Genomic DNA, 22,033 nt, shown 5'->3' on the forward strand with positions numbered 1-22,033 from the left:
TTCGTGAATTACCACTCGGCAACGGTCCCGTCCGCATTCCTCCAGACAGGATTTTTCCAGTCATGGCCTGCCGCAGCGGCTTCCCGTACGCGTTCTTCGTCAATGTCGACGCCCAGCCCGCTCTGGCGGGGCAGGTCCACATACCCCTCGTGGTATCGAAAAACCGACGGGTCCTTCAGGTAGTCCAACAGGTCGTTCCCCTGGTTGTAATGAATCCCGAGACTTTGTTCTTGGATAAAGACGTTCGGCGTCGCAGCGTCGACTTGCAAGCTCGACGCGAGCGCCAATGGACCCAGCGGGCAGTGGGGCGCGACGGCGACGTCGTACGCTTCTGCCATCGCTGCAATTTTTCGGACTTCCGAAATCCCGCCCGCATGCGAAAGATCGGGTTGAATGATGTCCACGCAGCCATCAGCCAGCAGATGCTTGAAGTCCCATCGCGAGAACATCCGTTCACCAGTTGCAATCGGAACGGACGTGTAGCGCGCCACTTCCCTCAAGGCTTCCTGGTTCTCAGGAAGTACAGGTTCCTCGATGAACATCAAATGGAACGCGTCGAGCGCTCTGGCTACGATCTTCGCCATCGACTTGTGAATGCGGCCGTGAAAGTCCACCGCGATTCCGAAGTCCTTGCCAACCGCCTCACGCACGGCCGCCACACGGCTGACGATCGCATCCACCTTGGCATGCGAATCTATGTAGTGCATCTCTTCGCTGGCGTTCATCTTGACAGCCGTGAACCCCAGCTCAGCCTTTTCCTTGGCCGCCGTACCCACCTCGGACGGGCGGTCGCCGCCAATCCACGCGTACACCCGAACCCGGCTTCTGACAGCGCCCCCAAGAAACTCGTACACAGGCAAGCCGTACCGCCTGCCTTTCAAGTCCCACAACGCTTGGTCGATCCCGGCAATCGCACTCATCAGTATGGGCCCTCCTCGGTAGAACCCGCCCCGGTACAGCACCTGCCAGATATCTTCAATCTGATTTGGATCACGCCCAATCAAATACCCTTCCAGTTCCCGCACAGCTGCCGCAACCGTTGCCGCCCGTCCTTCAACGACGGGCTCCCCCCACCCAGCGAGGCCTTCGTCCGTCGAAAGTTTGAGAAACAGCCAACGCGGCGGAATTTGAAACAGCTCCAGTTTGGTAATTTTCATCACGCTACCTCCGGGAATCAGTGTCAGCGCCACCATGCATTCACCAAATGTCACCACTTCTGCCCAACGCACGCATACCAACACCGTTCGAGGTCGCAAAGCCCCTCCGAGACGACCACTTCGTCGCCCGCTTTGAGCCATGTCTGCTGCTCCGGCGGGTACGCCAACAACCTACTGGCGTGCGGATACAGCGTACTTCGGAAGCAGTTCGTTCAGACTTCCCGTACGATACCCTTGTAAATCGAGCGTGACGTATCGATAACCAATTTCTTGGAACTTCGTCGTAATCATATCTGCCAACTTTGCGACATCCACAATCTGTTCGGGTGGTACCTCAATTCTGGCCGTGGACTCATGGTGACGAACACGGAGTTGGCGAAAACCGAGCTGCTGCAGGAAAAATTCCGCCTGATCGACCATGGAGAGCTTCTCAACGGTGATTCTTTCTCCATAGGGAATCCGTGACGACAAGCACGCCATGGAAGGTTTATCCCAGGTGCGCAAGCCGAGTGCCTTCGAAAGATGGCGAATCTCGCGCTTGTACAGCATCACGTCCTGTAAAGGCGCATGTACGCCCTGTTCCTTGGCAGCCTGAAGACCTGGACGGAAATCCCCCAGGTCGTCCGCAATGGCGCCAAAGACAAGGTGTTCGAAACCACGTTCACGTCCAATCGGGGCCAGGTGGGAAAAGAGGTCAAATTTACAGAAGTAGCACCGATTCACGGGGTTTTCCGCATAACCGGGAATCGCGAGCTCACTGGTTTCAATCACCACGTGCGGGCTGCCGAGTTCCGCTGCCAGCTCCGTTGCTGCATCTCGCTCGCGTTCCGGATACGTTTCTGAGTCCGCTGTAACGGCCAATACGTTTTCCGGCCCCACCGCTTCAAGGGATGCTTTTAGCAAGAAGGTACTATCTACACCGCCCGAGAACGCGACAAGAACGCGCTGCAATCCGCGAATCTGCGCCAGTAGACGTTCATATTTCTCCCATGCCTCATGCAATTTTGTGTCCCCCTGTTTCCGTCACTTGTGCGACCGGACTCATTGCTTCACTCTACCCACGCATCGTCTACATCCAGCGAGCCGTCGTCATGGAACTTCCATGCTTTTGGTTCTCCAAGGATTTCAACGTCCGGTCGTTCCCGAAGCAGCGGCAAAATGGATTCGGAGACCCGAATGACATCCATGCGAAGTGTGTTGCGAATGTGCACCATTCGCACGTCTTGCTCCTTGAGAACATGACTGGTCTTCACGGCAGCCTGAATGGCCAGCCGGTCGTTGGCCAGAATCATCGGTAATTTCACGGGCTCGATGACCGTAGAGGTCAGGGCATTTGGATACGTCATGTCAAACTCGACGGCTTCGAACGCCTGGCGGGTGGTCGTATCTGCCACACCCAATCCGTTCGCATTCCCGTGCGTGCGCTCCGTCAACCGGCGGACACAGATACGGGTGACGTTGGGTCCTCCCGTGGCAAACGGTGTGGCATAACGCCCTGTGATGTTCGGGTCCATCCCGTCACCGCTGATGTCCTTGCCAATCTCGTCGACCACCAATACATCGATGTCGTCTACGAAAATTCTTGGCATATAGGATTTGGCCCGAACCAATAGCGGCGGTTCACGGTCCAGAATCTGTGCAGCAGGCAGCACATGCGCTTCCGCGATTCGGTCGTACGCGTTCTCCAGTACTGCGACACCCCCGAGGATTTTTCCCGTTCCAATCGCCGCTTTCGCAACCTCGACGATGTGCTCCGCCATGTGGCCAAACCCTAATTTGTGACAGGCTTCGGCACCTTTCTGCTTGCCAAGGCCAATGGCAATCATCTTCACGATGCCGCTCTCAAAAGGGCCGCGAAAGGCCGTATGTGGTTTGATGCGATTCACCACAAAAATCCCTTCCGCACCATACGCAATGCGGTCCATATACACCGGCAGGCCATTTTGGAGTTCGCCAATCTGAACGACTTCCATCGAAGAGCGAATGGGGGCACCGACAAACGCTTCCGTGACACCATATCCCTCGATAATTTCCCGTTGTCCTTCAGCGGTGGCGCCGCCATGGCTGCCCATGCCCGGAACGATGAACGGCGAGCACCCATGTCTGCGGATTTCCGCGACCACAGCGCGCGTGACCAGATGAAGATCCGCGATGCCGCGGCTGCCAACCACCACCGCGACCTCGCCGCCCGAAGGCCACTGAATATGTTTTGCTTCCTGCTGAAATGCCTCGTGAATCGTCTGCTCAATGTCGGCCACGACCGGACTCGGAAAGTGCTGCCGGATGCGAATCATCTTCGGCAAAGGCATCGACTGTATCAATTCCTCAACAACGCCCATTCCAATGCCCCCTCATGACGTTGTGCGGTCCATCGGCGAGTCTGCCTGCGGTTCGCAGCGGCGAAATGATGATGTTCCGTTTATGAAAACTTCCCCGCAGTCACGCCGCCATCGACCGCCAATCCGGTTCCCATCACGTACTTGGACTCGTCTGACGCCAGGTATACCGCAGCCATTGCAACGTCCTCCGGGGTTCCGAGCTCGCCGCCGAGCTGGCGTGCTTTCAAACCCTGAATGGCAGACTGTGGATCGTCGTAAGACCTTTCAATGTAATCCTGGACAAACGGCGTGTAGATGGTGCCTGGCATCAACGCGTTCACCCGGATGCCGTAGGGCGCGTAGTCCACTTGCATGGACTTTGTCATCGACAGAATTGCGCCTTTCGTGGCAGCGTAAGCCGCACGACGCATCAATCCAAGCGCGGCAATACAGGAAGACATATTGATGACCGATCCCGACTTTTGGTCCATCATGATCGGCAGTACGGCCCTGGACACCAGGTATACCCCCGTTACGTTCACGGCCATGACGCGCTCCCAAAGCGACTGGTCGATTTCATGCAACGGACCGACAGCGCTGATGCCGGCGTTGTTGAAAAGTACATCGATTCTCCCATGGCGCCCCATGATATCCGCTGCCCATCGGGCCACAGAACGGGCATCCGTGACATCCACGTGCGTCGCCACAGCGCGCTTGCCGAGTTCATTCTCAATTGCCTGCGCCGTCTCCTGTCCCGCTGCCGTGTCGACATCCCCAATCTCCACCCAGGCGCCTTCGCGCGCGAACGCAATCGCCGTCGCGGCACCAATGCCTTTTCCTCCTCCGGTGATCAAGCAGACTTTGTCCTGCAGCCGCATATTCAAGCCTCCCCGTGTGCCGTACTGGCGTTTGAACGGAATCGACGGGCGATGTCCCCCAAACCAATTAAGCAAAATTCATGCCATCGTTTCCGTCTGCCACTGCTTCATTTTGCGCCACAAGGTTGTACGGCTGATCCCTAACATCTGCGCAGCCCTCGTCATATCACCGCTGGTCTCAGCCAGTGTCTGTTCAATCGCCCACCGTTCGATCTCCTCCATCGTCCGGCCGGGCAACTGCGCCAGAGCGACGGACTGTTTGGCGTCCGGTGCATCATACGGTTCCAGCTTGGAACGGAAAGCGCCTTCAGAAGACGTCGCGCTATCGACAGTTCCGGCAACCGGCGGAAGTGCCTTCTGCTCGACCCATTCCTCAATCGCTTCTACGCCAATTTTTCCTTGAACCTGTGTGGCCAGCAGATAGTCGAGCATACTCTGGAGTTCCCGAACGTTCCCTGGCCAGTCGTACGCCTGCAGGAGCGGGAATATGGCGGGATCGAGCCGCGGCCGCACGCCGACGCCCTTCCTTTGATACCAAAGTTGATAGAGCATGTGTTCGGTGAGGTCAGGAATGTCCTCTCGCCGTTCTCTCAGCGGAATCGTATTCAGCCGAAGGACGTCGAGACGGAAGAACAAGTCCTTGCGAAACTTGCCTTCTTGGACGAACCGCCACAGCGGCTGGTTCGTGGCCGCGACCACGCGCACGTCCACCGAAATCAGTCGTTCGCCGCCAATCCGCATGACCTGTCGCTCTTGCAAAACGCGCAGCAGGCGCTGTTGCACGTGAAGGGAAGTCTCGCCGATCTCATCGAGAAACAGGGTTCCGCCATGCGCCAGTTCAAACAAGCCGGGCTTTCCGCCTCGCTTGGCGCCTGTGAACGCGCCTTCTTCGTAACCAAACAGCTCGCTCTCGAGCAGTTGTTCTGGCAGCGCCGCGCAGTTTACACCGACAAACGGTCCCTGGGCTCGTGAACTTGCGTTGTGGATGGACTGCGCCAGCATTTCCTTACCCGTCCCCGTTTCCCCGACAATGAGTACGGAGGAGTCGGCCTGCGCAAATTGCGTGGCACGGCTGATGACAAAGCGCATGGCGGGCGACTGTCCAACCAAATCATCAAATGTATAACGCGCGACATGTCCCGTGCCTGCCCGGCGTTGACGAACTCTCCGTTCAATCGTTTCGATGTCGTCGACCAGGTGCAAGGTAATGAAAAACCGTCCATCATCGAGGAGTGGATACCGTTCGACAAACCAAAGTTTGGCGCCAAGTTGCAAAATCTCCGAGTCCCGACCTGATGAATTTTCGAGGAACTCGTACAGCGCCGGAGGTAAACAGTCCCGGATGGACAACCCCGCACAGGCATCCCGTCCAATCAACTGTAGAACCGTACGGTTCGCGAATTGTACGACCTCGCGGTCCGCAACTAGAATCCCCTGATGGACCCTGTCCAATGCCGTATGTAAAGAGGCGTGCCTCTTGCGCTCGACCATCCGGGCAGCAACCAGTCGCTTGGCTTCCTGGATGGCTTCCCAAATGGCTTCCTTGCCTGATTCAATCAGTACGCACGGAACGCCGAAATCGACGGAGTACTCCAAAATGGTTGTATCGCCAAGCAGACAGTCAACCCGCTCTCGTTCAATGGCCTGCAACACGGTGTTTCTTGTCTGCTCCGTATCATCATCAATCTCAATTGGCACGACCGGTACATTCAACATGGAAACCCATTCACGCATACTGGCGATGACATTGCTGAAGCCCGCCACGCCAAATTTTCTGCCCATGCCGCGTGCACGTTGCAGCGCGCGGAGCACATCATAGGGCGTGACAGCGATTTCAACCACTGGCGCCGACACAGCCTCGGAAAGACGCACCCATGTACCGCCGCGGCTGATGATGACGCCAGCACCGTTCTCCACGGCCCGCTTCCCCAGTTGGACGCCGTCATCCATGCAGCCATGGACAATCTTGATACGCTCTCCGTACATACGGCAAATTTCCTGCGCATCCCGGACCATCCTCTGGTATGGAGCCACCAGTACAATCTCCACAGGCCACCCTCCTTGAAAGGTCGGTAGTCTAAATTGTAACGCAATTGTTTCAACTTGCAACAAATCACTTTGAGGCGGGAGGAAGAAAAGAATGTGGGTTGCCCATCTGCATTGGCACGCGAATTGCTAGAAACAAGAGATACAGGCATGCACCCCTTACGGAATGGAGGATACTTTCGTGAACATCATGGGCTACCGCAGAGCGGATGGTCGCATCGGCGTCCGCAATCACGTCCTGGTCTTGCCAGTCTCCTACGAAATGAACCAGGTCGCCGACCGCATCGTCCGCCAGGTTCCCGATTCCGTCACGTTCCGAAACCAGCACGGCATCGACCAGTCAGGCGACGACCTCAGGCAGACCCTGCGCGTCTATGAAGGATTCGCCACCCATCCGAACATCCACGGCGTGATCATCCTCGGCTGGGGTCACGAACCGTACGACCTGCAAAGCATCGCAGCCACCGCCGAGGCGGCTGGCAAGTCCGTGGAACTCATTGTGCTCGAACAGGTCGGCGGCATGCGGCGCGCCATCGAGCTTGGCGTGGCTCGAACCAGGCAAATGGTTCGCGATCGCGATGCCGTACAGCGCGAACCGGTGCCTCTCTCAGAAATCATTCTCGGCACGGAATGCGGCGGCTCCGACGCCTGTTCAGGCATTTCCGCCAACCCGGCTCTCGGTGTTACAAGTGATTTGCTGGTGAATGCTGGCGGTACGTCGATCCTTTCCGAAACCACTGAACTGATGGGAGCGGAACACCTGCTGGCAGAGCGGGCCGTTTCCAGGGAGGTCGGCGACCGTATCCTGTACATCGTCCGGCGCATGGAACAAAACGCAATGAAAATGGGTGTCGATATTCGTGGTGCGCAGCCCGCGCCCGGCAATATTGAAGGCGGAATCACGACGATTGAGGAGAAGAGCCTTGGCTGCATTCACAAGGCGGGACATTCCCCAATCCAGGAGGTCGTCGAATACGCCGAGCGACCGACCAAAAAGGGCCTGATTGTCATGGACACGCCCGGCCACGACATCGAGCAGATGACGGGCATGGTCGCCGGCGGCGCCCAGATTGCCATCTTCACCACTGGCCGCGGTACACCGACCGGATGCGCGATTGCCCCGGTAATAAAAGTATCGTCTAACTCGTTTACCTATCAGCGCATGCAAGACCACATTGACCTGAACGCGGGTACGGTGATCGACGGTACGGAAACGGTCCAGCAAGTCGGAGAACGCCTGTTCCAGCTCATGCTCAACGTGCTGAGTGGCCAGCAGACGAAGGCGGAGCGGCTCGGGCACCGTGAATTCGGCATCTACCGTATCGGTCAAAGCCTCTAGGTTCCAGTCCACGCGGCAGCGTTCCGACAGACCGAACCGGCTGGGGAGAACCCAGTTGCGGAGATGAATGAAGCTTACGGGCAGTTCCTGAAGGAGTTGACAAGAGATGAACGAACTTCAGCGCAAATGGCTGGTGATGCATCCAAAAGACGATGTGGCGGTGGCACTGGTTCCGCTCGCGGCTGGCACCACCCTGACGGACCTGGACCGCGGGTTCGGAGTGACGTTGCGGGCCGACATTCCGTTCGGCCACAAGTTCGCCATCCGAACCATTCCGAAGGGCGGCCTTGTACACAAGTATGGACAGGTCATTGGCATATCGACGGCGGCCATCGAAGCAGGCGATCACGTTCACGTCCACAATGTCGACAGCCGCCGCGCTCGCGGTGACCTGACAAAGGGGGCATCCCAGGTATGACAGGGCTCACGGCGTACCGACGCTCGGACGGCGGCATTGGGGTACGCAACTATCTGTTCACCCTCCCGACGGTCGTCTGCGCCAATCAGGTGGTGGTTGACGTTGCGCTCACGCACCCGGAACTGAAGTACATTGAGCATCAGCATGGGTGTGCCCAGATTGGCGCCGACCTGGAGCAGACCCGGCGGATTTTCACGCAGCTCGCACTTCATCCGAATGTGTACGCCAGCATGTTCGTAAGCCTGGGCTGCGAAGGCGTTGTTGCTACAAAGCTGTTTGCCAACGCCGCTGCCCAGACGGATCGCCCCATGGACCTTGTCGTCATTCAAGCGTCAGGGGGTACGCCTGGCGCCGAAGCACGCGTGGATGCGTGGATCGACCAGCGGCAGCGCGAACTTGACCGCTGTCAGCGTGAGACGGCAGGTTGGGACGAGCTCGTGGTCGGCGTCTTGATCGACTCGAGCGTCGCCAGCAAGCTGGAACTGGTGCGAGCGTGTCTCGAATCCCTGCAGGAATTGGGCGTCCGCATCGTGATCCCCAATGCCTATCTGCACTTGGCGGAGGAACTGGCCGGCGCTGTGGGTACAGTGGACTACGGGGAATCTGCAGACGAACGCGTGTGGGCGATGAAACCTGGTTCGAACGCGCTGGAGACCACCACTGGATTGACGGCGGCTGGTGCACATCTCATCGTCCATCTTGCGGACCGTCCGCATGCATTTGGCAGTCCGCTGGCGCCGACGATTCGCTGGTGCATGGATGAAACGACCTATCAAAAATTCCGCGATGACTTCGATGGACAGCTCCAAAGTGTGCACGACGTCCAACAGGTCACGGAACAATTGGCCTCCATCGCGAATGGTCACCCGACCGTCGCCGAGTCGTTCGGAATGGACGACTTTGCGCTCTACCGGATTGGGCCAACCGTGTAAGCTCGGTTCAGCCATGGTCAACAGGCCTCTCACTGCAAGCCGAACGCTTGCCCGTGAGCCTGCGATTCCCCCTGATCGATCACAGAGGAGGCGACAAGTGTCATGGAGTCTAGGAACTATATCGGCGGTGAATGGTATACTCCGCGAGGCGACGTCATCCACGTCAAGAACCCATCCAATACAAGCGAAGAAATCGGTGTACTCCATCTGTCCGAAGCGAGCGATATGCAACAAGCGGGAGAAGCGGCACAAAAGGCCTTGGCATCGTGGGCTTCCATGAACAGCGGCAAACGCGGTCAGATTCTTTATCAAGCCGCCGATCTGCTGGCGTCCAAACTGGATGAGGTCGCAACCCTCTCCAGTTTGGAAATGGGCAAGCCCATCAGCGAAATGAAGGGAGAGGTGATGCGCGGCGTTCACTTGCTTCGCTACTATGCGGCAGAAGGCGTTCGTGCGGTCGGCGACGTCATCCCGGCTGGCGCCGACAACGTCCTGCAGTACACGAAACGGGTGCCGCTGGGTGTCGTTGGGCTCATCACCCCGTGGAACTTTCCCGTCGCGATCCCCATTTGGAAGCTCGCCCCTGCCCTGATTTGCGGAAACACGGTGATTTGGAAACCCGCCGAAGCGGCCTCCCTGTCTGCAACCAAAATCACGGCAATCCTGGCGGAAGCGGGGCTTCCCGCGGGTGTGCTGAACCTGGTCATCGGCACAGGGAGTAAGGTAGGCAGCAGGATGCTGGAAGAGCTGCCCCTTGACGGGGTAAGTTTCACGGGATCGACCAAGACAGGGCTCCAGGTGGCCGCCACGTGTGCACGCCGAAATATCAAGTACCAGACGGAAATGGGCGGAAAGAATGCAGCCGTCGTATTGCGCGACGCAGACCTGTCCACAACCGTCCCCGCCATTCTGAGCGGCGCGTTCCGCTCAGCAGGCCAAAAGTGTACGGCGACCAGCCGCATCATCGTCGAACAGGCCGCCTACGAACCCCTGGTCGACGAACTGCGTAAGGAAGTCGCGAAACTATACGTCGGAAACGCACTTGACCCGAGTTCCTATCTCGGCCCTGTGGCGTCTGCGGGACAGTATGAAACCGTGAGGTCGTACGTCCGGCTCGCGGAGCAAACGGAAGTCCTCGCCCAGGGTCAGGCCCAGGTCGACCCGTCGACAGGCTACTACGTGATGCCCCTGGTGGTGGGAGGCGTTGGCCCCGATCACAAGCTGGTCCAGGAGGAGATTTTTGGACCCGTTGCGGCTGTCGTTCGTGCAACGGACGCAGAAGAAGCATTCGCCTTGTGCAATCAAACGATGTACGGCCTGAGCGCCTCCGTCTTCACGCAAAACCTGTCACGCGCCTTGCGGTTTCTCGACGAGACACAGGCAGGCATGGTCCGCGTCAACCTTGAGACGGCGGGCGTTGAGTACCAGGCGCCGTTCGGCGGCATGAAGTTGTCCAGCTCGCACACGCGCGAACAGGGTCAGGCCGCCCTCAGCTTCTACAGTCAGGTCAAAACGTGTGCCGTGTACTACGGATGAGGAGGACATGATGATGAAAACCCTGCGCTATCGCGACGAGACGACTGGCGAGCCGCAACTGGCCATCCTCGTGAAGGACACCGTGTACAACGTGACAAGGCAAGTGCCGCACTGGACCGAACCCGTGCAGATGTGGTATGCCCTTCGAGCGCTCGGCATCCCGTTCGAAGACGCGGCAGCCCGCCTGTGTACTGGCGAAGGCATTTCGTTCCATGAATTAGATGAAGCGGGCCATCTTCTGCCGCCGGTCGTCGCCCGCGAGGTCTGGGCGGCCGGCGTCACCTACGAGCGCAGCCGCGAAGCGCGCAATGCGGAGACCAAAATCTCGGACAGTGTCTACGACCGCGTGTATGCAGCAGAGCGGCCCGAACTCTTCTTCAAAGCCACGGCTGACCGGGTTGTACCTCCTGGCAACCCACTTGGGCTGCGCAGCGATTCTTCCTGGATGGTGCCTGAGCCAGAGCTGTCCGTCGTCATCTCGGCAACCGGAGACATCATCGGCTGGACCGTTGGCAATGACCTCAGTTCGCGCGACATCGAAGGGGAAAACCCCCTCTATCTGCCGCAGGCGAAGGTGTTTTCACGCAGCTGCTCATTTGGACCTGTCCTGCTTTGGCACACACCATCGACCACGCCTGCGGATTGGACGGTGTCGCTGGAGATTCACCGCGAGGGCCAGTTGGCATTCTCCGGGTCGGTCCCGTTCCGCCAGTTCCGGCGCAGGGTCGATGAACTCGTGGACTTCCTCTGCCGCGACAACCCGGTTCCCGACGGGACAGTGCTGATGACGGGGACGGGGATTGTACCACCGGACGATTTCACGCTCACCCCTGGCGACCGGGTGGACATATGCATCGACGCAATCGGCACTTTAGTCAACCCCATCGCAGCGCCAATGGCTCTGTAAGGGCAAAGCAGCCGGACAGGCGGTTCGAAACGCCGTGAAGGTTAACATCTCGCAGGAAAACAGTCGGGGGCCCCGAAGGGCCCCGAAGCCTTTTCCTTTCACCTCACCGTTGATAACCCGTCATCTCTCTTATACCACGGGCACTGCGAGGTCATCGGCACGCTGTCCTGGGACACTCATTCTGGCTTCCGGGAAGTACCGGTCCAGCAGCTCCAGACCAATCCGCGCGCGGCGTACCCGCTCGCGGCCGAGCTTGACGGCCAGGTCCTTCAGGTGTTCCCCGGACGGGTAGATGTTCGGCGCATTCCGAACACCAAACTTGATGTACACCGGACTCGCCAGTCGAATCAACTCTGGGATTTCATAATATCGCACGAAACCTCCGACATCGTCCGGCACTTCAACATAAATGTCCAGTGGAACGTTGGTCACCGAACGCACGGCCGCCAACTGTGCGAGCGTGAGGTCCGTCGCGACGTTGAGCGTGTTCGCTCCAAAACGCTCCAAAACGGCGGCAGTCGCCGGGTTGGTCACCCCGGCCATGACCGACACTTTATACTTCATGTCCGCCGGCAGGTCACCCCGTTTCCGCAGCTCACCAAGCACCCATAACAGCCCCTCATCTGAAACCAGCACGCTCCGAATCCCCAACCCGTGGGCCCGTTTGACCTCTTCCACGGATTGAACAATCTGTTCCATACCCATCGCCCGGCTCTTGGCGATGCCGCCAGTCTCCGACTTCGCGAGCGCGCTCAGGTGCCATCCGGCACGGGGCCCAATGAACAGGCTGATTTCGATGCCAGCCTCGGCCCCGAGTTTGGCCATCTCCCGAATCTCACTATCCGTCATCAACATGATTCCGCTGCCTTGGGAGATTCGATGCAAACGAACATCGAGCCGCTCCGCCTCTTCGAGTACGGCTCGCAGCACTTCCGGCCCTTCGCAGCTTGGAATCTCAACGCGCACCTGTGCCCCGTCGGCGAACCGTTTCGCACTGGCCTGCCACGCTGCATCGTCACTCGCCGGCAACCCAATCTTCGTCAGTGCTGCTCTGGATTCATCGAACATCAATCGCCACCTCCTGTGCTGTGTGCGCTGACGCATGCCACTCGGCCTCGTCCCAAACCGCCTGGGGGACCACGCCGTGCGCCGCATCGGTGTGTCCAACCAGGCGATTCCCGGCCGCGATCTGCCGGCGCCGTTCCATCATCCGCGTCTTCCGCGACAAGCCGAGTTCACGCCGCGCTGCCATCCAGTTGTCTGCGGCGGCCACGATGCGGCCGGCACGCAAGGCATCGCGATCGAGCAAGTCGATCTGTTTCGACCGAAACCCGAGATGCACCAGGTCGCCCGTCTGCAGATACAAAATCCCGCCGCCCGCGATCGCCTCGGGCGTCACGTGTCCAATTGCTGCGCCGTACGTCACGCCGGAGTATCGGCCATCACTCATCAACACCGTCAGCTTTTGCAACAACTTGTTCGCGTTGATATGCTGCATCGGCGTAAACATCTCCGGCATACCAAAAGCCTCCGGCCCCTGTCCGCCAATCACGACCGCCACCTTCAGCAGGCGGGCTTCAATCAGTTGGTCAAAACATTTGTCATAGCTCTGTGGCGGCTCTCCATCTCCCCCGTTCAGTCGATGGATTTGCCGCAGCAAATCCATATCCACAATCCGTTCTCGCTTCCACTTCTCGGTCAGTTCAACGTCCAGCAGATGATGGTTCGCCTCCTCTTCACTGTTGTAATAGACCACGACGGCGACCTTGTTTTCAAATTCATCCAATTGCGCAGTGGACATGCCACTGATTTTCACGACGGCGCTTTCAAAAAAGTTGCTGCGCAACACGTCAACGCCACTGAACGGGCGCCGTGGCTTTGAGAGAATGATGGGGTTGTCTTTGACATGGTCCGCGGACAACCCGCGTTTGTCCTGCAATCGCGCTCGCCACGTCGTTCCGGTTACGGTTGGCGCATCCACGTTCATTGGGACGCCGTTTTGAATGAGTTCGTAAAAGAGCGACTCCATGCCCCGCGACAGACCGGCCCCGCACTGAAGCGCCAACGCATACACATCGCGGCCTTCCGTCAGACTGTAGTCGTACAGATCCGGGATCGGATACGCCTTGAGGACACGCTCCACATCGTATACACTGTATGGCTCGCCGCTGTAAATCATCGCCGCGACCATGTGCATCATCAAGTTCGCCGAACCGCCCGCCGCGCTGTGAATGCGAATGGCATTCCGAATGTTCGCCTTGACCAGCTCCGATACGCTGAATTCCGGCCGGTTAATGATAGAGATGAGGCCATCGACCGATTCCTCGACCTGCGCCCGAGTGGGCGGCATGGTCAGAATCTCCACAGCCGGATGAACCAGTCCAAGTCCGGCAACCAAGTCGCGGGAACTGTTGCCCGTCCCATGGAATGCACAAATGCCGCCGGCTGCGTCACACGTATTTACGGCCAGCACCTGTTCGTAGCGCTTGTGCTGTTCTTTCGTGATCACGCCTTTCACGACCGCCCGCGTGAACACACCTTGAAACGCGGTGTTCGATGAGCATTGCAAAATGTAACGCATCGCGTCTCGGAGGTCATCGGCGATGTCCTGGAAGCCTTGCGATTCCGCCCGCTTCGCCACCTCTTCCAATTCCATCTTCAGTTTGTCCGGGATGGTGCCCCCCTTGAGGACATGTACCGGCGCAAACGTTGCCCACACGGGCGCCTCGCCCCGGGTTCGCCGCACAACGTCAAGATGCGCAAGTGCGCAAACCACGCCGAGCGGCTGCTTGTCACAGCCCTGAATCACGAACGCGCCGTGATAACTCTGGGCTTCCATGTGATTCACGACCATCGACGAAATGGCGTTCCGGCTTTGCAGGGAATAACTCATCCCCATGTTATCCTGCGCCGTGCCGTCGCAGAGGACCGGCGTGGCGGCGTAGAATGGCACCGCTCCCCGCTGCCACAGCGCAACGGCTGCCCGCAGCACCGTACCGAGATCCATGATGTGCGCCGGGTGATCCCACGAGCCGCCAAGAATGGCGATCCGCGGCGCATTCTCTTCGAGCCGCCGGTAGATTTCATCGAGTGTCCACGTGACCGGCACATCGGCCACTTCCCTCCCGAGAATGTGCCGCGCCTTGTCCAACAACCCCGCGACAGTAATCGGTTCGTTGGCCTTGCCTTGCACATTCCACTGATAGGGATTGACGGGGTTGTCAACGCGTAAGCGGGATTCCATGTCCATCAACACTTCCTTTCCTCATACTGCACCCGATTTCGAGCAGTACCTTGCGAATCTCGTTTGGATGTGACTCGATGAAAGCAAACGCTCGTTCTATCTCCTCAATCGGAAATCGATGCGTCGCAAACGTGTCCGCCTTGATGCGTCCAGTGTTAAACCATTCAATCACTGTCGGGAATTTGTCCGTCTGCAGTCTTGAACCGACGACAGTCAATTCCTTTTTGGTGATGTCGAGTTGTGCGATTTGTGAAGGAGCTGCTGTCAATCCAAGCACAACCACTCTGCCTGCGACAGAGGTCACCCGAACGGCCTGCTCAAAGGTGTGTACTGTGCAAGCTGCATCAATCGTCACGTTTGGGCCGAGTCCGTCGGTAATCTCCTGAATCTCGGCTTCCACATCAACCTTTCCTGGATTCAGCAGATGGTCAGCGCCAAGCGAGCATGCATAGGCCAATTTAGCATCACTCAAATCAGAGACGATGCAGGTCGCCCCGGTCATTTTCGCAACTTGCAGCGCGCAAAGACCGATGGGACCCGCACCTAGGATGAATACCGTGTCACCAGCGCGTACCTCTCCCCGCCAGTTCGCTTGAGCACCGATGGTAAACGGTTCAACAAGAACAGCTTCATGCCAGGCCAGCCTGCGGTCCACCTTGTGAACAATCCGCTCAGGGAGGACCATGTATTCCTGATATGCGCCATCTCGGTGAACGCCATAAACCTGAAGATGAACACAGACGTTCCTGCGGCCGGACTGACACGCGTAGCACGCACCACACCATTGAATCGGTTCCATCACAACCTTGTCTCCGGGGACCAGTTGGTTCACGTTTGGGCCAATTTCGACGACTTCGCCGACCATTTCATGACCAATGATTCGCGGATACGTTGCCACCGGTGACTGCCCATGGTAAATATGCATATCCGACCCACAGACGCCTACCATTTGCACTTTGATGAGGACCTCATCCTCGTTTTGAATGCGAGGCATCGCTTTCTCAATCACGTCCACCCGTCCAGGACTGACGATTTGTACAGCCAACAAGCTGCTCACCTCGATTGTTCAAACGGTTCCAAAAGATCCCACCGAAATTCCACACCCGTCCCTGTCACATTGGGAGCGACCGCCCGCCCGTCTTGCAGGACAAGCGGGCGCGTGGTGTATGCATCAATCGGAAAACTGTGCACTTCCAGATATGCTCCGTTTGGCATTGCAGACAACAGACTCACGTGCAACTCCTGCATGCCGTGGCTGCAAACCGGTAAATTATAGGTTTGCGCGAGGTGTGCGACTTTCAGCCATCCAGTGATACCGCCGATGTTTGAAGCGTCCGGCTGCGGGAAATCAATCTTCCCACGTGTCATGGCACACGCAAACTCATAAATCGTTCGATAGTTTTCACCAGCAGCGATTGGAATTCCACCCCGTTCCGAAATCCGGAGGTATCCGTCGTAGTCCTCCGGAATCGTCGGTTCTTCGAGCCAAAGAACATTGTAAGGTTTCATCCGTTTTGCTGCGGTGATGGCGGTCGCAACCGACCACTTCATATTCGCATCGACCATCAAGTCAACATCCGGCCCAATGAGTTCCCGAACCGCCGCAATGCGTTCGATGTCTTCTTCGAGACGTTCTTGACCGAGCTTGATTTTGACAGCGCGAAAGCCGCGTTCCAGATACGTCCGGTTGTTTTGAAGCAGTTTTTCCAACGGAAAGTTCAAATCAATCGCCCCGGCATACGCTTTTACGCTGTTGTCAGCGCCGCCAAGGAGTTTCCACAGGGGTTCGTCTGCCTTCTTCGCCCGCAGGTCCCAGAGTGCAATATCGACCGCAGAAATCGCAAAGGACGCGAGGCCTCCCCGTCCGATGTAATGGATTTTCCACTGCATCGCGTCCCACAGGGATTCTACGCAAGATGCATCTTGGCCAAGCAGGAACGGCCTCAAGTCGTGTTCGATGAGGCTCGCAATCGCGCGTCCGCCGAGACCACCGGTATACGTATAACCAATGCCCTGGCGCCCATCTTGTACAATCACTTTGACAATCGGAACATCGAAATGCGTGTGCATGCCGTGTTTTGCATCGCCCATCACTTCGGGCAAGGGAATGTGATATAAGGAGGTGATGACGTCTACAATCTGGCTGTCATTTGCCATATGTCTGTCTCCTTACCGTGGCATCTTCCAACTTGTGAACAACGAACGGAGCTTGTCGCGCCCCCTTCGTTTTGTTCGCTTCAACGCTCGTCTTCGGTGTTCAGTCAATCGACAGACTCGGCGGTGCGTTTTCTTGATCTCCATACGTTGGGGAGAACGTCGTTTCTTCATAGCCAAACATTTCCGGCAGGATATACTTTGCAGCGAGCCATGCAATGAGTGGGAAAATGGCCACAAACAGCGTTGCACCGCCTTCTCCAAGGTCTGCGATGATCGTCGGGAAGAAGAGCAGTCCAACGAAACCCGCCGCCTTTACAAACATGTAGGCAAAACCGCTGGCCGTGCCACGGTATTTTGGAGGAGCCACGACCGTTACGATGGTCATGCCGTTTTCGGCATCCCAATAGTGTCCCCACAGCATCAACGCACAGACGAAGGGGAACAGGAACTTTTCACCGGTAAAGAGCGCGACGGCGCCAAGAATCAAGGAAATAAACACAATCCCGAATCCCCAGAGGCTCAGCGAACGCTGCCCGTATTTTGCAGTAAACAAGGGACCGACCCAACCGGAAATGGCAGCGATAATGTACAACACCATCATGATGAGGTCGTTTCCAGTCGTACCCGCAACACCAAGCATCGCAATAATCACCGGGGTATAGAAACTGAATGTGCTAAACTCAAAGCCTTGGACAAAGTTGGAGATCCACCCAAACTGAGTTGCCTTCCACGCCACCCGGTCTTTTTTAATCTCCCGCAAAAATGCGCCGAGATTTGGACGGTTCACTTTCACATCTTCATTCGGCAGCATATCCAGCGAATCCCCGTAAATTTGCTGGGATACTTTTTTCGCTTCTACAAATCGACCTTTTTGAATCAACCAAATTGCGGTTTCTGGCAAATTCCAACGCAGAATAAAGAGGATAACCGCCGGGAGACAAGACATTCCGAGAATGATACGCCACAGGGTGTCATTGTTGACCTTCGTAAGGATGAAAATCAAGATCACGCCGATCGCGATGATTTCTCCGACGGCGAACATGAACTGCCAACGGTTGCCCATCACTTCGCGGTCACCTTTTTTCATGAATTCCATGATGTAGGTGTAACCGTTCGCAATATCGGCACCCAGCGGAAGCCCGAGGAAAAAGCGAATGATCGCCAGCGCCATCATATTCGGCGCAAACGCCTGCGCGAATCCAAAGATGATGAACATGACCATCGTTGTCATAAACACTTTCCGTCGACCGAACTTGTCGGTCATCCAGCCGCCGAGCATGGCGCCAACGAGCGCGCCTGCCTGTGTCCCGCCGGAAGCAAGTCCCAGCATCAAGTTATTCGGGTGATAAATCTGTTTAATAAAGATGAGCACAAAAGAGATGGAATACAAATCCCAAGCCTCAATGAAAATGGACGCGATCATCAGCCACCCAATGCGATTCCCGCCGGAGCTGTACTTATTGATGAGGTGCGTAATGGCGCTGTTCATTCTTTGTTCCATGGACGCCGAATGTGCGGTGGATGCCATAACATTCAACCCCTCCTCAAGTGTCTAGTGAGATGCAAACACCCAGACCCGATTGATTCTCCGAAGCAATTGGGTCATGCGCATCCATCCAACGACATAGCAAAATTTGTTCCAACATTTAGACAACAATTCATGCAACGAATCCGCTGTCGTGGTAATTCTCTCGAGATCGGGTTGACGACGCTTGCATCGTGCGTGTGCAAAAATGAACCGCGGACAGCACGCAGCAGGGTTTCAATTTGCAACGCCGTGTCATCTGCCGTCCTGATGGTCGTCGGGTACCGTTTGCCCACGGTTCAACGCCTGCTGCCCTGCATCCAGCACTTCGAGAATCCGCTCCACGTCATACACACTCCCCCGCCACGTGCCCCCGCTCACATTCTGCAGCGCTGCCCACAGGCGCGTGTCATCCGGCAGATCCGGATCGGGGGCAAGGTCCGGGTGCAGCTCACGCGCGTTCAAAATCTCCTGCCCCTCTTCCGGCGGAAAGCGCCGACCCCCTTCGCCGATGAAGTTCACGGTGCCTTCCAATCGTTGTGTATCGATCACGATTTCAACTACATCCCCCGTCCGCAGCTTCCCAATGGGTCCCCCCGCGAGCGCCTCCGGACCGATGTGTCCGATGCAAGCCCCTGTGGACACCCCTGAAAAGCGGGCGTCCGTCAGCAAACTCACATGTTTGCCAAACGGCAGGTGCTTCAGCGCGGACGTTAATTGGTACGTTTCCTCCATACCCGTTCCGGCCGGCCCCCTACCCATCAGCACCAGAATGTCCCCCGCCACGATGCCACCGGTTTTAATGGCCTCGATTGCGCTGCGCTCAGACGTGAAGACCTTGATGGCCCCGGTATGCCGATACACACCCTCCTCGTCCAGCACACTTGGGTCGATAGCGGTGGACTTGATGACGGCCCCTTCCGGCGCAATGTTTCCGACCGGGAACGTTACCGTAGACCTCATCCCGCGAGCGTGGGCAGTCGTCCGACTCATGATGACCCGGTCCGCATCGATTCCGTCGACTTCCACCAGTCGCTTTCGCAGCTTCCAGCGACGCTCGGAGTCCTCCCACCAATCGAGGACGTCCTTGAGCGGAACGCCTGCAGCCGTCAACACACGCTCATCCAGCACGCCGCCTTCCTTGCGCAGCTGCAGCATGACCTCGGGGACGCCGCCCGCCAGAAATACACGAACGGTTGGATGGTGCTCCGGGCCGTTTGGCAATACGCTGACCAGGCGCGGAACTTCACGGTTGACCTCAATCCAGTCCCGTACCTCCGGAACTTTCAACCTGGCCGCGTGCGCGATCGCAGGAATGTGCAACAGCAGGTTGGTGGAACCGCCGAAGGCCGCGTGCACGACCATCGCGTTTCGAATCGACGCGTCTGTCAGGATGTCCTTCCCCGTCAGGCCGAGTCTGATCTGTTCCATCGCGGCAAGCGCGGATTGCCTGGCCATCTGTTCCCAAATGGGCTGCCCCGATGGCGCCAGCGCAGAGTGCACCATGGCGAGGCCCAATGCTTCCGCGACCACCTGAGAAGTCGCTGCGGTGCCCAGAAACTGACACCCGCCGCCAGGTGTTGCGCAGGCCCGGCAGCCGAGCTTCGCCGCTTCTTCCAACGTGATCTCGCCGTGCGTGAATCGCGCGCTGATGGTCTGGACTTTCCCTGCGTCTTCGCCATCTTCGGGCGCTAATGTGACCCCGCCGGGGATGAGCACCACCGGCATGTTCCTGAAACTGGCCAACGCCATCATCAGCGCGGGGAGTCCTTTATCACAGGTAGCCACCCCAATCACGGCTTCCCGGGTCGGCAGCGACCGAATCAACCGGCGCATGACCATGGATGCGTCGTTTCGATAGGGCAGCGAGTCGAACATGGCTGCGGTCCCTTGCGAGCGACCGTCACAGGGATCGCTGACGTATGCAGCAAAGGGAATCGCCCCCTGTGCCTGCAGAGCTTGGGCGGCGCTTTGCACCAGCAGCCCAATCTCCCAGTGGCCCGTGTGATACCCTAGCGCAATCGGTGTGCCATCGCGATCACGGATTCCCCCCTGCGTGCTGAGAATCAGAATTTGGCGACTCGCCAGGCGATTGACATTCCAACCCATCCCCGCGTTTTGCGTCCAGCCGAACAAATCACCGCTCGCCCATGTACGAAGCATGTCCTCGGTCAAGGGCAGCTTCCCCTGTGGTCCGGCAGCGGTCGTCCATACTTGAAAGATCCGTTCATCATCCGATTCCATGACATCTTGTAAGAAGTTCACGCAACGATCCCCCCGGCCTCGAATTGGTCTCGAATTGACACCCACCTGCAGCACGTCGGCCACACCACGGCATGGGCTGGCATGCCCAGCGCCATCGTGATCCAAAGCTAATCGCAAGAAGTGTGCCATGAATGCGCAGGATGACAGCTGAAACCCGGGGATGACGTCATTTTCAGTACTGTCTGTTTTTTATGTATTGCGATCGTTCAACTGGGGGAAGATGTTTTTACAAGAAATGTCGAGGGGTAGATGCCAACTTGACTCGCGATCAACAACAAGTATTAAACAGCGTCGTCAACGCACAGCACAACGCACAGCAGGCCTGGATGAATTATTGGCTGCATTACTCGAGTGCAGCCACGTGGCAGTTTTGGCTTTGCCTCGCAATATTCGTGGCGCCGTTGGTTGTGTTGTACTTCACCTTGGACAGGAAGAAGGCCTTCCGAATCGGTTTTTTGGGACTCAACATCCATGTTTGGTTCGCCTACATTGATGCCTGTGGCTTGGCATGGGGGTTGTGGTCTTACCCGTACAAGGTAGTTCCATTTCGATTTCCGAGCGTAACATTAGACGCGTCCCTTGTGCCCGTCACGTATATGCTGGTGTATCAATGGACGCTGAACCAGAAACGCAGTTATTACTTGTACGCGACCATCTTGAGTGCATTGTTTGCGTTTGTCCTCAAGCCCATCATGGTTTGGTCTCACTTCTTTCAAATGTACCAATGGATGAACTACTTTTATTTGTTCTGTGGGTACCTCATCGTCATGTTGGCGGCGAAATTCATTACTGACTTTTTCACCTACCTCCAAAAGAGCCAAGGCAATCAGGATGTCCCGAGAGGCGAGGATTTGGAAAGAACAACGGCTGCCCAGCCTGATCGGGGGCCGAAAAATCCGTCGCCGAGTTGACAGCCCGTACCTCTGCACACTGGCGCGGACCAAGACGTCTCGTGCGTGGACCCTGTGCGATCCTACGGCCGCGGCTGACGCTTGCCCTTCGCGAACAAGTCCAATGGCTTCACGATGACCCGACGCATGGGTACATGACAAAGCCACGTACAGGGTCCACAACGAGCGAGGACATTTACCGATTGGTCCGTTCATAATAATCCGCAACCTGGTTTGTAACCCACTGATACGAAGAAACATTTTCCTCCTGGCGATCAGAAACAACCTTTTGACTTTTCTGTCCATTTTCGATAGTCGACATCCTGCTCTGTTGCAGGAACCGGGACACCTTCATTTGACCAGCCTTATCCATTTTCATTTCCACCTTTCCATGGTACAACCGATTCCATTAGTCCTGTGA

At 57.2% G+C, this 22,033-nt stretch carries 17 protein-coding genes; 6 read left to right on the plus strand and 11 right to left on the minus strand.

The features are described 5' to 3' along the window. Positions 1 to 8 precede the first annotated feature (8 nt). The 5 genes from dgoD to JI721_RS01505 all read right to left on the minus strand — a co-directional run bounded on the left by dgoD (position 9) and on the right by JI721_RS01505 (position 6,402). A complete protein-coding gene (dgoD, locus tag JI721_RS01485; RefSeq protein WP_274456317.1) occupies positions 9 to 1,157 on the minus strand; it encodes a galactonate dehydratase in 1,149 nt (382 codons plus the stop codon). 171 nt (positions 1,158 to 1,328) lie between these two features. Further along, positions 1,329 to 2,159 (minus strand): ATP-dependent sacrificial sulfur transferase LarE, encoded by an 831-nt coding sequence (gene larE / locus JI721_RS01490; protein ID WP_274456318.1) that lies wholly within the window; start codon positions 2,157 to 2,159, stop codon positions 1,329 to 1,331. 47 nt (positions 2,160 to 2,206) lie between these two features. After that, on the minus strand, positions 2,207 to 3,496 hold the full coding sequence (locus JI721_RS01495) for a nickel pincer cofactor-dependent isomerase, group 22 (RefSeq protein WP_274456319.1): 1,290 nt from the start codon (positions 3,494 to 3,496) through the stop codon (positions 2,207 to 2,209). An 80-nt stretch (positions 3,497 to 3,576) separates the two neighbouring features. Then, a complete protein-coding gene (locus JI721_RS01500) occupies positions 3,577 to 4,353 on the minus strand; it encodes an SDR family NAD(P)-dependent oxidoreductase (protein WP_274456320.1) in 777 nt (258 codons plus the stop codon). A 78-nt stretch (positions 4,354 to 4,431) separates the two neighbouring features. Then, complete coding sequence (locus JI721_RS01505; RefSeq protein ID WP_274456322.1) at positions 4,432 to 6,402, minus strand: sigma 54-interacting transcriptional regulator; 1,971 nt, start codon at positions 6,400 to 6,402, stop codon at positions 4,432 to 4,434. Positions 6,403 to 6,589: 187 nt separating this feature from the next. On the opposite strand from JI721_RS01505, the gene JI721_RS01510 reads away from it, so the two are divergent. The 5 genes from JI721_RS01510 (at position 6,590) to JI721_RS01530 (ending at position 11,531) form a co-directional block, all read left to right on the plus strand. Then, positions 6,590 to 7,738, plus strand: a complete 1,149-nt coding sequence (locus JI721_RS01510) for a UxaA family hydrolase (protein ID WP_274457600.1) — start codon at positions 6,590 to 6,592, stop codon at positions 7,736 to 7,738. A gap of 106 nt (positions 7,739 to 7,844) precedes the next feature. Then, on the plus strand, positions 7,845 to 8,156 hold the full coding sequence (locus JI721_RS01515) for a UxaA family hydrolase (RefSeq protein WP_274456323.1): 312 nt from the start codon (positions 7,845 to 7,847) through the stop codon (positions 8,154 to 8,156). Then, positions 8,153 to 9,088, plus strand: a complete 936-nt coding sequence (locus JI721_RS01520) for a UxaA family hydrolase (RefSeq protein ID WP_274456325.1) — start codon at positions 8,153 to 8,155, stop codon at positions 9,086 to 9,088. Before JI721_RS01515 ends, JI721_RS01520 begins: the two co-directional genes overlap by 4 nt. A 102-nt stretch (positions 9,089 to 9,190) precedes the next feature. Next, positions 9,191 to 10,624 (plus strand): aldehyde dehydrogenase family protein, encoded by a 1,434-nt coding sequence (locus tag JI721_RS01525; protein ID WP_274456326.1) that lies wholly within the window; start codon positions 9,191 to 9,193, stop codon positions 10,622 to 10,624. Between the two features lie 13 nt (positions 10,625 to 10,637). Further along, positions 10,638 to 11,531, plus strand: coding sequence for a fumarylacetoacetate hydrolase family protein (locus JI721_RS01530; RefSeq protein ID WP_274456327.1), 894 nt, complete (start codon positions 10,638 to 10,640; stop codon positions 11,529 to 11,531). Between the two features lie 129 nt (positions 11,532 to 11,660). Here the strand turns inward: JI721_RS01530 and JI721_RS01535 are convergent, their stop codons facing one another. The 6 genes from JI721_RS01535 to JI721_RS01560 form a co-directional block, all read right to left on the minus strand. Then, positions 11,661 to 12,599, minus strand: coding sequence for a U32 family peptidase (locus tag JI721_RS01535; protein WP_274456328.1), 939 nt, complete (start codon positions 12,597 to 12,599; stop codon positions 11,661 to 11,663). Continuing rightward, positions 12,589 to 14,781, minus strand: a complete 2,193-nt coding sequence (locus tag JI721_RS01540) for a dihydroxy-acid dehydratase domain-containing protein (protein ID WP_274457602.1) — start codon at positions 14,779 to 14,781, stop codon at positions 12,589 to 12,591. Before JI721_RS01540 ends, JI721_RS01535 begins: the two co-directional genes overlap by 11 nt. After that, the gene (locus JI721_RS01545) at positions 14,753 to 15,823 is read right to left on the minus strand and encodes a zinc-binding alcohol dehydrogenase family protein (RefSeq protein WP_274456329.1); all 1,071 of its coding nucleotides are present in this window, start codon (positions 15,821 to 15,823) and stop codon (positions 14,753 to 14,755) included. The genes JI721_RS01540 and JI721_RS01545 overlap by 29 nt, the downstream gene beginning before the upstream one ends. 5 nt (positions 15,824 to 15,828) lie before the next feature. Continuing rightward, positions 15,829 to 16,932 (minus strand): mandelate racemase/muconate lactonizing enzyme family protein, encoded by a 1,104-nt coding sequence (locus tag JI721_RS01550; protein ID WP_274456330.1) that lies wholly within the window; start codon positions 16,930 to 16,932, stop codon positions 15,829 to 15,831. Positions 16,933 to 17,032: 100 nt separating this feature from the next. Continuing rightward, positions 17,033 to 18,460 carry an MFS transporter gene (locus tag JI721_RS01555; protein ID WP_274456331.1) on the minus strand — a complete coding sequence of 476 codons (1,428 nt, stop codon included), beginning with the start codon at positions 18,458 to 18,460 and terminating at the stop codon, positions 17,033 to 17,035. 252 nt (positions 18,461 to 18,712) lie between these two features. Then, a complete protein-coding gene (locus JI721_RS01560; protein WP_274457604.1) occupies positions 18,713 to 20,701 on the minus strand; it encodes a YjhG/YagF family D-xylonate dehydratase in 1,989 nt (662 codons plus the stop codon). 278 nt (positions 20,702 to 20,979) lie between these two features. Here JI721_RS01560 and JI721_RS01565 point away from each other — a divergent pair, with 278 nt between their 5' ends. Then, positions 20,980 to 21,633 (plus strand): CBO0543 family protein, encoded by a 654-nt coding sequence (locus JI721_RS01565; protein WP_274456332.1) that lies wholly within the window; start codon positions 20,980 to 20,982, stop codon positions 21,631 to 21,633. Positions 21,634 to 22,033 lie beyond the last annotated feature (400 nt).

It is taken from the genome of Alicyclobacillus cycloheptanicus (assembly GCF_028751525.1).
Classification (GTDB): domain Bacteria; phylum Bacillota; class Bacilli; order Alicyclobacillales; family Alicyclobacillaceae; genus Alicyclobacillus_L; species Alicyclobacillus_L cycloheptanicus.

Bases quoted from the DNA above. Each gene is read 5' to 3' on its own strand.
- JI721_RS01535 (WP_274456328.1), bottom strand. From the start codon at position 12,599: ATGTTCGATGAATCCAGAGCAGCACTGACGAAGATTGGGTTGCCGGCG.
- JI721_RS01520 (WP_274456325.1), top strand. From the start codon at position 8,153: ATGACAGGGCTCACGGCGTACCGACGCTCGGACGGCGGCATTGGGGTA.
- JI721_RS01560 (WP_274457604.1), bottom strand. From the start codon at position 20,701: ATGGAATCGGATGATGAACGGATCTTTCAAGTATGGACGACCGCTGCC.
- JI721_RS01510 (WP_274457600.1), top strand. From the start codon at position 6,590: ATGGGCTACCGCAGAGCGGATGGTCGCATCGGCGTCCGCAATCACGTC.
- JI721_RS01555 (WP_274456331.1), bottom strand. From the start codon at position 18,460: ATGGCATCCACCGCACATTCGGCGTCCATGGAACAAAGAATGAACAGC.
- JI721_RS01525 (WP_274456326.1), top strand. From the start codon at position 9,191: ATGGAGTCTAGGAACTATATCGGCGGTGAATGGTATACTCCGCGAGGC.
- JI721_RS01495 (WP_274456319.1), bottom strand. From the start codon at position 3,496: ATGGGCGTTGTTGAGGAATTGATACAGTCGATGCCTTTGCCGAAGATG.
- dgoD (WP_274456317.1), bottom strand. From the start codon at position 1,157: ATGAAAATTACCAAACTGGAGCTGTTTCAAATTCCGCCGCGTTGGCTG.
- JI721_RS01530 (WP_274456327.1), top strand. From the start codon at position 10,638: ATGAAAACCCTGCGCTATCGCGACGAGACGACTGGCGAGCCGCAACTG.
- JI721_RS01500 (WP_274456320.1), bottom strand. From the start codon at position 4,353: ATGCGGCTGCAGGACAAAGTCTGCTTGATCACCGGAGGAGGAAAAGGC.
- JI721_RS01550 (WP_274456330.1), bottom strand. From the start codon at position 16,932: ATGGCAAATGACAGCCAGATTGTAGACGTCATCACCTCCTTATATCAC.
- JI721_RS01540 (WP_274457602.1), bottom strand. From the start codon at position 14,781: ATGGACATGGAATCCCGCTTACGCGTTGACAACCCCGTCAATCCCTAT.
- JI721_RS01515 (WP_274456323.1), top strand. From the start codon at position 7,845: ATGAACGAACTTCAGCGCAAATGGCTGGTGATGCATCCAAAAGACGAT.